The sequence below is a fragment of the Rhodobacter sp. SY28-1 genome, from assembly GCF_005222785.1.
In the GTDB taxonomy this organism is placed as follows: Bacteria; Pseudomonadota; Alphaproteobacteria; order Rhodobacterales; family Rhodobacteraceae; genus Tabrizicola.
Genome location: NZ_STGH01000006.1, coordinates 52,408 through 64,464 on the forward strand (window position 1 = coordinate 52,408; position 12,057 = coordinate 64,464).

The 12,057-nt window shown below is 63.3% G+C and carries 9 protein-coding genes and 2 pseudogenes; 6 read left to right on the forward strand and 5 right to left on the reverse strand.

What is annotated here, in order from left to right:
• The first annotated feature begins 28 nt into the window (after positions 1–28).
• The 3 genes and pseudogenes from E8M84_RS20830 (at position 29) to E8M84_RS20835 (ending at position 2,434) form a co-directional block, all read left to right on the forward strand.
• Positions 29–589, forward strand: a complete 561-nt coding sequence (locus tag E8M84_RS20830; RefSeq protein WP_137113180.1) for a hypothetical protein — start codon at positions 29–31, stop codon at positions 587–589.
• Positions 590–607: 18 nt separating this feature from the next.
• A pseudogene (locus tag E8M84_RS21755) lies at positions 608–842 on the forward strand (integrase core domain-containing protein); the annotation flags it as partial.
• A 113-nt stretch (positions 843–955) separates the two neighbouring features.
• Positions 956–2,434 carry a winged helix-turn-helix domain-containing protein gene (locus tag E8M84_RS20835; protein WP_137113181.1) on the forward strand — a complete coding sequence of 493 codons (1,479 nt, stop codon included), beginning with the start codon at positions 956–958 and terminating at the stop codon, positions 2,432–2,434.
• A 1,043-nt stretch (positions 2,435–3,477) separates the two neighbouring features.
• Here E8M84_RS20835 and E8M84_RS20840 read toward each other — a convergent pair.
• The 5 genes and pseudogenes from E8M84_RS20840 to E8M84_RS20860 all read right to left on the reverse strand — a co-directional run.
• Positions 3,478–3,744, reverse strand: a pseudogene (locus E8M84_RS20840) (transposase); the annotation flags it as partial.
• A 324-nt stretch (positions 3,745–4,068) separates the two neighbouring features.
• Positions 4,069–5,157: a TRAP transporter substrate-binding protein DctP gene (gene dctP, locus E8M84_RS20845; RefSeq protein WP_137113183.1), complete on the reverse strand. Its 1,089-nt coding sequence runs from the start codon at positions 5,155–5,157 to the stop codon at positions 4,069–4,071.
• Positions 5,158–5,208: 51 nt separating this feature from the next.
• A complete protein-coding gene (locus E8M84_RS20850; protein WP_137113184.1) occupies positions 5,209–6,546 on the reverse strand; it encodes a TRAP transporter large permease subunit in 1,338 nt (445 codons plus the stop codon).
• A complete protein-coding gene (locus tag E8M84_RS20855) occupies positions 6,547–7,056 on the reverse strand; it encodes a TRAP transporter small permease subunit (RefSeq protein WP_170972023.1) in 510 nt (169 codons plus the stop codon).
• 19 nt (positions 7,057–7,075) lie between these two features.
• The gene (locus E8M84_RS20860) at positions 7,076–7,834 is read right to left on the reverse strand and encodes a DeoR/GlpR family DNA-binding transcription regulator (RefSeq protein WP_137113186.1); all 759 of its coding nucleotides are present in this window, start codon (positions 7,832–7,834) and stop codon (positions 7,076–7,078) included.
• Between the two features lie 142 nt (positions 7,835–7,976).
• Here E8M84_RS20860 and E8M84_RS20865 point away from each other — a divergent pair, with 142 nt between their 5' ends.
• From E8M84_RS20865 to E8M84_RS20875, 3 genes are read left to right on the forward strand one after another with little or no spacing between them, the layout of a single operon-like run.
• Positions 7,977–9,377 carry an NAD(P)/FAD-dependent oxidoreductase gene (locus tag E8M84_RS20865; protein ID WP_240790480.1) on the forward strand — a complete coding sequence of 467 codons (1,401 nt, stop codon included), beginning with the start codon at positions 7,977–7,979 and terminating at the stop codon, positions 9,375–9,377.
• Positions 9,370–10,578, forward strand: coding sequence for an NAD(P)/FAD-dependent oxidoreductase (locus E8M84_RS20870; protein WP_137113187.1), 1,209 nt, complete (start codon positions 9,370–9,372; stop codon positions 10,576–10,578). The genes E8M84_RS20865 and E8M84_RS20870 overlap by 8 nt, the downstream gene beginning before the upstream one ends.
• Positions 10,575–12,044, forward strand: coding sequence for an FGGY family carbohydrate kinase (locus E8M84_RS20875; protein WP_137113188.1), 1,470 nt, complete (start codon positions 10,575–10,577; stop codon positions 12,042–12,044). Before E8M84_RS20870 ends, E8M84_RS20875 begins: the two co-directional genes overlap by 4 nt.
• The last annotated feature ends 13 nt before the right edge of the window (positions 12,045–12,057 follow it).

Below are 12,057 nucleotides of genomic sequence, written 5' to 3' on the forward strand. Positions count from 1 at the left end.
GTGCCTAAGTATCGCAAGGAGTAGGAAGATGAGTCGCACGCAGGTGACAGACCGCAGGACAATGGCTTTGGCTCTGATGGCGGCTCCGCTGACGGCCGGTGTTGCCGCCCGGGCCGATGAAGCCGACGTAAAGGCCGTCGCGCTGGCCTTGGCGGAGAATGCACTGCTCCTATACCAGCTCTTTGCCCTAGAGCATCTTGCGTGCGGTTTTTGGCACATTCAGACTCAAGTGTTGCTTGACGCCGCCAGCCCGGATCCAGGCCGGGATCAGACTGCAGACCTTGACTCGCTTCGCTCCGCAGCCTCTGGGTTGCGGGACGCAAATACGGCAATTCTGAAGGAGATCAGGAGAGAAGCGGGAATGGCGCCGCTACGACGCCTACAGGTAAAGAACGTAGTCGGAACAATCGGGCATTTCACTGACGATACCAGTGGCATAATCAACTACCTGGCGGGCGCCAAAGTCTCGGAGGCCGTCGCTCTGCATCGGGAGAGATCGGTGCCACTTTTCGAAAGTCTGCAACGTGACTTTGACGTAGCCGCCTCCTCCACAGCCGCCGACGTCAGGGCACTTGCAGCATCGATCTAATTGAGTCGAGTTGGCTGCAGCCCCTGGAAGAACGGCTACTGTGAGAGCTTCAACTCGAAACTTACGGACGGGCTGCTCAACGGGGAGGTCCTTTTTCAGTTCCGTTGAAGCATGGATCGGCATCGAACCTTGTCGACGCCACAAGAACACCAAGTGCCCGCACTCTTCGTTGGGTATTGCCCGCCAGCTCCAGAGGCCGGCTTCGCCATCCGGAGCCGCTGCGCCGGCCAACCAAGCCGTAACGCCAAGACCGCCATGCACCAAGAATGAAGCGGACCACTCAAGCGTGGCAGGCCAAAGATTTGGGACCGGGGCTTCCGCAGCCACGCATAGCCGCAGCAAGAAAATCACGCTAGTATCGCATGCATGGAAACATCGGTTTCAATCGGTGCCTTCGCATTTAACCCCGCTACCGGCCAACTGAGCCGGGATGGCGTTGCAGCGCCGCTCCGCGGCAGGGCACTGGCTGTGTTGACAGCGCTCGTCGAGGCAGAGGGAGTCGTGACCAAAGAAAGGCTTCTGACCTCGGCTTGGCCCGGCGTGACAGTCGAGGAGGGTAATCTGACAGTCCAGATCGCGGGCTTGCGCAAGCTTCTGGGCGAAGAGACGATTATCACCGTTCCGCGGATCGGATATCGGCTCAGACGAGACCGGCTGCTTCCCGATGTCGTCGAACTGCCCCGCATTGCTGTACTGCCCATCGAACTGATCGGCAGTGGCACTGAGGATAGGTATCTTGCTGATGGTATTGCCGAGGATATCGTTACCGCCTTGGGCAGATTCAAGGAATTCACAGTATTGACCAGGCAATCTGCGCTGGCACATCAAGACGCTCTGGCAACAAACGGCGTGCGCTATGCGCTTCACGGCAGCCTGCGGCGCGTCGGAGAACGGTTGCGCATCGCTGCACATTTGTCGGAGACCACAGGCGGATCGCAGCTCTGGGCGCGCACGTTCGATAGCACTTTTGCCGACCTCTTTGATTTGCAGGACCGGATCACCGAAGCAGTCGTCAGCGCGGTTGCGCCCGAAGTACAGTCTGCCGAGTTGAGAGCGGCTCGGACGAGGCCTGCAAGCACAGATGCGTATGACCTCTACCTTCGCGGTATGGCCGAGCTCGAGAAGACCACGGACGCAGGTTCTCGCATGGCTTTCGAGCTTATGGGCCGCGCAATCGAAAAAGAAGCTGACAACCCGGTCTATCTTGCCGCACAGTCATGGGTGCTGCAGTTCCGCCCCATGTCTGGCTGGGCCGATATAACCGAGGACGACCAGCGTACTTGCCGCGAGCTGGCATTGCGCGCCCTCGGCATCGGTACAGACGACGCGAGGGCGCTCAGTTATTGTTCCAACGCGCTGCTGCACTCCAGCACTGAATTTGAGCTTGCGCACGCGACTAGCCGCCGCGCATTGGCAGCGAACCCGAATCTGATGGTCGCGGTCGTCATCGCCGCCATCAACGAGCTGCATCTTGGGGATCTTGCATTAGCGGACGAGCTTGCCGTACGGGCACTCAAACTGAGCCCCGCGGAGCCTATGCGCTTCATTTCACTGATCCTTCGCGCGCATGTGGCCATTGTGAGTGGTCGGTACCAAGAGGCGTTGAATGTTGCCGACGAGGCGCTGGCCTTGAATCTTACTTACGCGCCGACCCATTGGATGCTGACTGCAGCGAACGCGTTGATGGGGCGGATTGATGCCGCTCACGAAAGCTGCGCTCGACTGAAACTGGCCATTCCGGGCACCACTGTTGCGGCCATCAGACGAGGACAGCCAAAAAAATTGCCGGAACGAATTGATCCCGTGCTTCGGGGATTGCGTCTAGCCGGTCTGCCTGAAAGCTGAGCACGACGGTCTTTTGGGCAAATTTGGAACTTTTAATTCTCCGATAAAGGACCGAAAGGCGGTCTCACACCCATGCTTGCCAACAGAAGGCGTGGTTGTCACGCTCATGGAGGAGCAAATGATTACGACACTATCCATCTTGTCGCTGGACCAAGGGCCCAGATGGAGCGACGAGCAAATTGTTGAGGTTGGAGAGCCGCCGCGGCCCCACACAACCTCTGCAATAATGCGGGTCATTGTTGCCCTGTTCGGTTGGCATCGCTCGGTGAACAGCGCAGTGGGACACTGACGCTGTACCAGCAACGATCCAACTGCAGCCATCCTCGGAGGGCGGACCTTTCAATAAGCGAATTGAGCTCTACACAAGAGGTCCGCCGCAATTTCCGATCAGTACTGCCAAATCCCTGCCCGAAAGCACTCTCCATCCCAAAGACACCGCTGGAGAGCCGGCGAACCTCACCAATCTTGCCGTTCAAACATAGCTGGCTGCGCCAGACGCGGCGCGGGCTACTTGCTCGGTTCAGGACACACACGCGGCTCATGCTCCTTCCAAATGCTGTCGGCAGGGCTGGCTTGGAAAGCATGAACTCTGACCTGACTTCGGGGTGATTACAGCCGCGCGCGCTTCAACGGAGTTCCAAACAGTGAGAGTTTGCAATAGAAACAATGATTTGGGCACTGGAGAAGGTTGGATGTCAGGCCCATCCCCTCCGCCACTCAATCCCGATAAGCTATTGATATTTCATAGACTAGTGGGATGATGCTTTAACGCATCCCCCATCTGAACCCCCTCGCCTTTTAAGGTTCTCAGGAATGAGGCGACAGTAAAGTGGAGGTTCGCAGAGGGTCTCGCGCCTCGGCTCGCCCGGTTCCGGCGGCCCCAAGCTCGTCAGGCGCGATGCAGCAAGGACAGTTAGACCCGGATCCGCATCACAACCCAGCGGCACATCGTGCAAGCGCGCAGCGCAGGGTCTGAGGCGAGCGCGCGTGCCACACCGTTGCGTGCCGTGAAACGCGCAAACACCGAAGTGGGTCGGCCCGGATTAAAGCGTGCTTGATCTTGCATCCGGCGCGACGTACGCGGCCGCCTTTTCCACAATGTCACGGTCCTCGATCACCCGTACCAACTCGCACTTCAACCGACAGTTCTCGGCCGCATGATCCACGCCGGGCTTCTTCGGCTCAGGATCGCCGAACAGGTTGATCCACTGGTAGAGCGAATGCTTGCTGACGCCCAAACGACCAGACACCTCCCCAGCAGGATACCCTCGCACCGCGATCTGATGCACCGCGTCCCGCTTGAACTCGTCGCTGTAATTGCTTGTCCCTGTGTTGGCCTCGTAACCTCAGAGTCAGGGGTCAATGCGTACAAAAATCCAGCGGCTCCTCCGTGCTCCCAAACGGTGACTCACCCCTTTCAACACCGAGGATGCCGGGCTTCACTGTCGGAGTGAGCCCGGCACCGGAATCCAAGATCTTCTGCTGATCCTTCGGATTTGGGCAGACTATGGAGGCGCCCCCTTTGGTCGGCAAGGCTGCGCCCCGAGACTGTCCCAGAGATCATGGAGATCCGCAAAATCCAGCCCTTGCGCAGCTGGCCAGCTGCGCAAGAGCCGAAAGCACGATCCTTGAAATCAGCGGTAGGGATATCCCGCCTTGTCCATGGTCTCGGCGTACTTCTTGAATGCCTCCACCACTTTGGCCGAGCGTGGGGATGAGGCTGCAACCTCGTCCCAGAAGACCTTGGAATCCTCGACCACCTGCGCCCATTCTGCATCCGGCAACGCGGTCAGTTCCATCTTCTCGCCCTCGACCCGCAGCTTGGCCTCGCCGCCCCAGTACCAAACCTGACGGTAGTAGTGCGACTGGTCGATGGTGCTTCTGAACAGTTGCTGCAGGTGCGGCGGGACTTTCTCCCAGCTGGCGGTGTTGGCGAAGTAGCTGCCGAACCACGCCCCGGTGACAGAGTTGGTTAGCGCGTATTTGCAGACATCCGCCCAGCCCACCTCATAGGCCTCGGTGAAGCCGCACCAGGCCACGCCGTCGATCTCGCCGGTCTGCATCGCGACCTCGACGTTGTCCCACGGGATCGTCACCGGGATCATGCCATATTTGGCAAGGAACCGCCCCGCCGTCGGCACACCAAAGACGCGCAGGCCCGCCATGTCGGCCAGGCTGCGGATCGGCTTTTCGGTGGTGAAGATGTGCAGCGGGTCCCAGGCCCCGGCGGACAGCCAGGTGACGCCCTCGACTTCCGAATAGGCCTCTTCCCAAATTTCCTTCAGCCCGTAGTACTGGAACAGCGCTGGTACATCGAGGCTGTAGCGGGTGGCGAAGGGAAAGTAGCCGCCGAAGACCGAGATATCGACCGGCGAGGCCATCGTCGCCTCATCCGACTGCACGGCGTCAAGGGTGCCGCTCTGCAGCGCGCGGAACAGGTCGGCGGTGGGGACCAGCTGGTCAGCGTAATACAGCTCGATCTCCATCTCGCCATTGGCAGCGGCGTTGAAGGCCTCGATCTGCGGCTTGATAACATGGGCCCCCAGCGGCGCGCCGGAATAGGTCTGCAGCCGCCACTTGATCGGGCCGGTCTGGGCAATGACGGCAGGTGCGGCAAGGGTCGCCCCAGCCACGGCACCCGCCCCCAGGACGGACTGGCGCAGGAAGTTGCGCCGAGAGGCAAGGATCGCCTCGGACGGGCTTTGCGTTTTCTTCTCGGTCATCGTCGTCTCCTTGTTGTTGCTGGGCTTCTTCGGCCCCAAGTGGTCGTCAGGTTAACCCCGCACGTTGATCTGCTCGGGCAGCCAGAGCGCGATCTGCGGGAAAATCATCAACAGCACGATGGTCAGCGCCATCATCGCCGCGAAGGGCCAGATGGAGCGGTAGATGTCGGGAAGGGCGATTTCCTTCGGCGCGAGCGAGCGCATCAGGAACAGGTTGTAGCCGAAAGGCGGCGTGATGTAGGCGATCTGGCAGGTGATGGTGTAAAGGACGCCGTACCAGATCAGTTGGTTGTCGAAGCCAAGGTCAAGGCTTGCAACCAGCGGGATGTAAAGCGGCGCCACGATCACCAGCATCGCGGTGTCGTCGAGGAACATTCCCAGCAGCAGGAAGCTTAGCTGCATCATGATGATGATGGCCCAGGGGCCCATATGCCACTGGCCGATAAACAGGTTCTCGATTGCCTTCACCGCACCCAGCCCATCGAACACCGCGCCGAAGGCCAGTGCGGCCAGGATGAGCCAGAGGAACATGCAGGAGACGGCCAGCGTCTTCATCGAGGTCTCGCGGATCAGCCGCCACGAAAAGCGCCCCTTGGCCAGAGCGGCGAGAGTGGCCGAGGTTGCGCCCACGGCAGAGCTTTCGACAAGGCTCGTGTAGCCCGACACAAACAGCCCGGTCATGAAGAAGAAGATCAGGAACGGGATGATCCCGGCGCGGGCAAGGGCAAGCTTCTGGCCGAAGCTCATGTTCAGTTCTTCCGGTGGGACCGGGGGGGCAAGTTTCGGGTTCAGCTTGGCGCGGATCATGATGTAGGTGATGAACATCGCCGCCATCAGAAGTCCCGGCACCAGACCGGCGAACCACAGCTTCGACACCGGCTGGCGGGCGATCATGCCGTAAAGCACCAGCACGACCGACGGCGGGATCAGGATGCCCAGAGATGAGCCGCCCTGCACCACGCCGGAAATCAGCACCTTGTCATAGCCGCGACGGAGCATCTCGGGCAGGGCGATGGTGGCACCGATGGCCATGCCCGCGACGGACAGCCCGTTCATCGCCGAGATGATGACCATCACCAGGATCGTGCCGACGGCCAGCCCGCCGGGAAGTCGGCCGAACCAGACATGCATCATCTTGTACAGGTCTTCGGCGATCCCGGATTCGGCCAGGATGTAGCCCATGTAGATGAACATGGGCAGCGTCAGCATGGCGTACCAGTTGAACAGCTTGAAGACCTGGTTGTAGGGCAATTCTACAGCGCCGTTGCCGTACAGAAGAAGCGCTGCCCCGGCGGCGACAAAGCCGATGGCGGCGAACACCCGCTGTCCCGTGACCAAGAGCAGCGCCATTGTGGCGAACATCAGCAGCGCGATCAGTTCGTAGGACATTTACAGAGGCTTTCCGCGCAACTTGGCGATGTGCTTGAACACCAGCGCGAAGGCCTGGAGCAGCATGAGGACAAGGCAGACGGTCAACAGCGCCTTGATTGGAATGACCGAGGGATTCCACATCGAGAACCGCTTCTCATTGGTCGCGATGGCGTACTGCAGCGACGAGATCGAGCCTGTCAGCATGACGCCCAAGTAGAAGATCATGCACCACACGGTGACAAGATCCAGCTTCGCCTTGCCGCGGTCGGACAGGTTCGCATACCATAGGTCCATCCGGACGTGTTCGTTGTTCTTCATCGTGATCGGCCCGCCCATGAAGTAATAGGCGGCCAGAGTGAACTGGGTCAGCTCGATGGCCCAATGGACCGGGACGTTCAGAACGTTCCGCGTCACCGCGTCCAGAAGAAGTGTTGCCCCCATGAAGAAGATCAGCGACGCGGCCAGATAGCCGACATAGTCCGAGACCCTGTCGACGATCCGCACATAGGCCCGGATCAGATGCGGCATGTCAGCACCGCCTTGCATTTCACGTCCAAAGTTCCACTCTCCTGTCGCGCAGCGCCTCTCTGTGCGCCTTGTCCAGACTGTCATCGCTGATGACGAAGTCGATGTCCTGCGTCGCACAGACCGCAAAGGCCGCGTGGCGGCCGAACTTCGTCGAATCCGCCAGAATGGTCACCGAACGGGCATTCCTGACCATGGCGCGGGCGATCTGTGCCTCGTCGAGGCTGGCGTCCATCGCGCCCTCTGCCGGGTCCAGCGCCGCCACGGTCAGAACAGCGCGGTCGGCACGGAAGGCCTGCAGCTGCTCGATCACAGCGATCCCCGTGGTCTGGGCATTGTCCAGCCCGTAGCGCCCGCCCAAGAGATGGATCGCGGCATCCGAGCCCGCCCGCGCCAGACGTTCGGCCAGGCGGCAGGAATTGGTGATGACCGTCAGGCCCGGGATCACTGCCAGCGGCTCGGCGGCGGCAAGCGTGGTGGACCCGGTGTCTATGAACAGCGTCTCTCCAGGCTCGACCGCATCGGCAAGACGGCGCCCGATGGCGGCCTTGGCTGCGGTCGCGGCGGTTGCACGTTCGTCATGGCTCGGCTCGCGGATCAGCTTCGGCCGCCGCGCGCCGCCATGCACCTTCTGGATCCTGCCGATCTCCGCCAGGACACCCAGATCGCGCCGGATCGTCTCGGACGACACGTCGAACCTCTGTGCCAGCATCTCGACCGAAACTTCCCCTTCGCGCCGGATGATCGCCTCGATCTGAGGCTGTCGCTCGTGCGGCTTCATGTGCTTCCCCGACAGCAGCCGACCTCACGGAACGCCGCAGGTCAACAAGTTTCTTGACCGGACGGTAAATTTGATCGCCGCCCGCAAGCCATGTTGACAGGAATGACCGAGTAGTCAATTCATGTTGAAAACCACAAGGTGAATGATGCAAGCCTCCGATCCAGCAGACCGGCCCGCGGGTTATGACGTGGCGGTGATCGGCGCGGGTGTCGTTGGCTGCGCGCTGGCGCGGGCCTTCACGCTGGCGGGCGCGCGGGTCGTGGTGCTGGAGAAAGCCGTCGAGGTGCTGGACGGTGCATCCAAGGCCAACAGCGCGATCCTGCACACCGGATTCGACGCGCCAGAGGGCAGTCTGGAACTCGCCTGCATCCGAGAGGGCTATGCGCTTTATCACGAGGTCCACGACCAGCTTGGCCTCCCACTGGTGCGGGCAGGCGCGATGGTCCTGGCCTGGACCGAGGAAGAGGTCGCGGGCCTGCCCGCCCTGATGGCGCAGGCCGTGGCGAACGGGGTGACTGACATCGCGCCGCTGACCGGGGCCGAAGCGCGGAGGCTGGAGCCCGCCCTCTCCGACCGCATCCAGGCCGGATTCCGGGTCCCGGGTGAGCATCTGGTCGACCCCTGGTCCGCAGCGCATGGCTATCTGATGCAGGCGCTGGCCAACGGCGCTGTGCTGATGCGGCAGGCCGAGGTGCTGACTGGCCGCCACACCGGCGGCGCCTGGCACCTGGCGACGACCGCCGGGGCGGTGACGGCAGAGTTGGTCATCAACGCGGCCGGTCTCTGGGGCGATGAGGTCGACCGACGCGTGACGGGTGAAAGCTGGTTCACCATCAAGCCGCGGAAAGGCCAGTTCGTCGTCTACGACAAGACCGCCGCCGCGCTCGCGGGCCATATCCTTCTGCCCGTGCCGACGACGATCACCAAGGGCATCGTCGTCTGCCGCACGGCCTTCGGCAACCTGTTGGTCGGCCCGACCGCCGAGGAACAGGAGGACCGCGAACATGCCACCGTCGAGCGGGACACCCTCCAGGCCCTGATGAAACGCGGCTCTGAAATCCTCCCCGCGCTGGCCAATCACGAAGTGACGGCGGTCTATGCAGGCCTGCGCCCCGCGACCGAAGAAAAGCAATACCGCATCCGCACCGACCTCGCGCCTGGGTATATCTGCGTCGGTGGCATCCGCTCCACCGGCCTGTCGGCGGCTTTGGGGATCGCGGCGCATGTGGTGCGGCTGGCCGCGCGCGACGACATCCCGCTGGCCGATCCAGTCTGGCCGCAGATGCCGAACATCTCGGTCAACGGGCCGCGCGACTGGCAATGCGCGGGGCACGGCGGAATCGTCTGCCACTGCGAACTCGTCACCCGGCGCGAGGTCGAGGCGGCGCTCTCTGGCCCGATGCCCGCAGCCAGCCTTGCGGGACTGAAACGGCGCACCCGGGTAACGATGGGGCGCTGCCAGGGCTTCTACTGCTCTGCAGAACTGGCCCGCCTGACCGAAGGCCGTCTGGCGCAACCGATGCTGGACCCCGGCCATGGCTGATTCCGAAGTCATAGTCGTCGGTAGCGGCCCCGCAGGCCTTGCGGCGGCAACCGAACTGGCCCGCGCCGGTCGCCGGGTCACGGTGCTGGACCGCGAAGCCGAAGCCGGCGGCATCCCGCGCCATTGCGGCCACTACCCATTTGGCATGCGTGAATTCCACCGGCTCCTGCGCGGCCCGGACTATGCCGCGCGCTTGCGCGCCACGGCCCTTGCCGCAGGTGTTACGATCCGGACCCGCACCACCGTCACCGCGCTTCTTCCCGGCGGCACAGTCGAAATCACCGACGACAGCGGCCCCGCCACCCTGTCCGCCCGCGCCGTCCTCCTGGCCACCGGCGTCCGCGAGACCAGCCGCGCGGCCCGGCTGATCGGCGGGGAAAAGCCCGGGGGCGTCCTCTCCACCGGCGCGCTGCAGGGCCTCGTCTATCTCAACAACCAACGCCCGTTTCAGCACCCGGTGATCCTCGGGACCGAGCTGGTGGCCTTCTCGGCCCTTCTCACCTGCCGCCACGCCGGGATCACCCCACTGGCGATGATCGAACCCGAGCCACGGATCACTGCCCGCAGTCCGGCGATATGGCTGGCCCGGCTGATGGGCGTGACGGTTCGGCTGCAGAGCGAGATCACTGCCATCCACGGCCGCACGCGAGTCGAAAGCGTCACCCTCGCCACGCCCACCGGTCCCACGGACCTTTCGACCGACGGCGTGATCGTGACCGGCGGCTTCCGCCCCGACGCGGCGCTGCTTCGCGGCAGCCACCTTCAGGTCGACGCGGCCTCGGGCGGATCGGTCATCGACCGCTGGGGCCGGCTGTCAGACCCTGCCTTCTTTGCCGCCGGAAACCTTCTGCGCGGGGTCGAGACGGCGGGTTGGTGCTGGTCGGAAGGACGCCGCACGGCGCGGGCCATCCTCGCGGCGCTTGAGGGCAAGCTTCCCGCCCAGGGCGGCACTCGCCTGGACCTTGCCCACCCCGGCCTGCGCCTGGCCGTCCCGCAGATCATTGGCCCCGGCAGCGCGACGCACGATCGCCTTCAGGTCCGCCTCGCCGCCCCCGCCAGGGGCCACCTCACTCTGTCGCAGGGCGGAAGGATCGTCGCCTCGGCCCGGATTGACAGCCTGCCCGAGCGCCGACTGTCCTTGCCCCTGCCAACGGCCCCCGGCCCCGGCCCCCTTACCCTGACCATCGAGGACCGACCATGAGGATCGCCGCCATCGACCAGGGTACGACCAGCACCCGCGCTATGCTGCTTGGGCCCGATGGGACGCTGAAGCCCGTCCTCGCCTTGCCCCATGCTCAGACCTACCCGGCCCCCGGCCATGTCGAACAGGACGGCGAGGAGTTGTTGGCCAACATTCTCCGCTGCCTCGAAGCTGTCGCACCCCACGCCGTGGGCCTGGCAAACCAGGGCGAAAGCTGCCTGGCATGGGACGCGCGGGACGGCCGCCCGATTTGTCCCGTGATCTCGTGGCAGGACGACCGCACCGCCGATGTCACCGCCGCGCTGGCGCGCGACGGCGCCGGCCCCTTGGTCATGACGCGGGCCGGTCTGCCGCTTGACCCCTATTTCTCGGCCTCCAAAATTGGCTGGATCATGCGCCATGTGCCGAAGGCCGCCGAGCTTGCCGCTCAGGGCCACCTGCGTCTGGGCACCACCGACGCCTTCTTCCGCGACCGACTGACAGGGCGGTTCGAGACCGATATCGCCACCGCCTCGCGCACCTCGCTGATGGCCCTGGAAACCGGGCGCTGGGACGCGGACCTTTGCGCGCTCTTCGGTGTGCCGGTCGAGTGCCTGCCCGCCATCGGCCCGACCTCGGGCGATCTGGGGCAACTGCCGGGTGGCGCGCGCCTTGTGGTATCCATCGTCGACCAACAGGCGGCGCTATACGGCCATGGCTGCGACAGGCCCGGCGCAGGAAAGGTTACCTTCGGCACCGGGGCCTTCGTCCAGTGCCTGACCGGGGTCCTCGTGCGGCCGGACCGCCCAGGCCCGCTGCCGACGGTGGCCTGGCAAAAGGCAGGCGAGCCCGTCACCTATGCGCTGGACGGCGGGGTCTATGCGGCGGCCTCCGCCGTCAACTGGGCCAGGGAGCTTGGCCTCTTCGACGATTTCGCCGGGATTTCTGCCTTCGACGCAGTCCCCTGCATCGACCGTGGCGTCGCCTTTGTGCCCGCCCTCGTGGGGTTGGGGTGTCCGCACTGGAACCGCACGGCGCGCGGTGCGTGGCTAGGCCTGAGCCTTTCCGATGGAAAATCGGACATGATGCAGGCGCTTCTGGAAGGGATTGCGTTGCGCACGGGCGAGGTGCTGTCTGCAATGCAGGCGCTTTGTCGCTTTGCCCGACCGATCTCGATCGACGGCGGACTTTCGCGGAACGGTTACTTCGTGAGGTTTCTCTCCGAAGTGGCCGGGAATGACCTGTTTCTTGCCGAGGATACCGAACAGACGGCGATGGGTCTTGCCTGGATGGCAGCCGAAAGCTTTGGGATGACGCGACCGGAAAGCAGACCAGGGCACCTGGTCAAAGCGGACAGTGCATTCCGGATCTCTCGAATGGGCGCCTTTGCAGCTGCAAGAAAAGCGGTCGAGGACTTCTCCAACAGTTTCAACGGAAGCAATAGGGCTGTGAACAACCGTTCCTCAGGATCGGACATCGTGCCGTAGCGTTCAGGCGAGG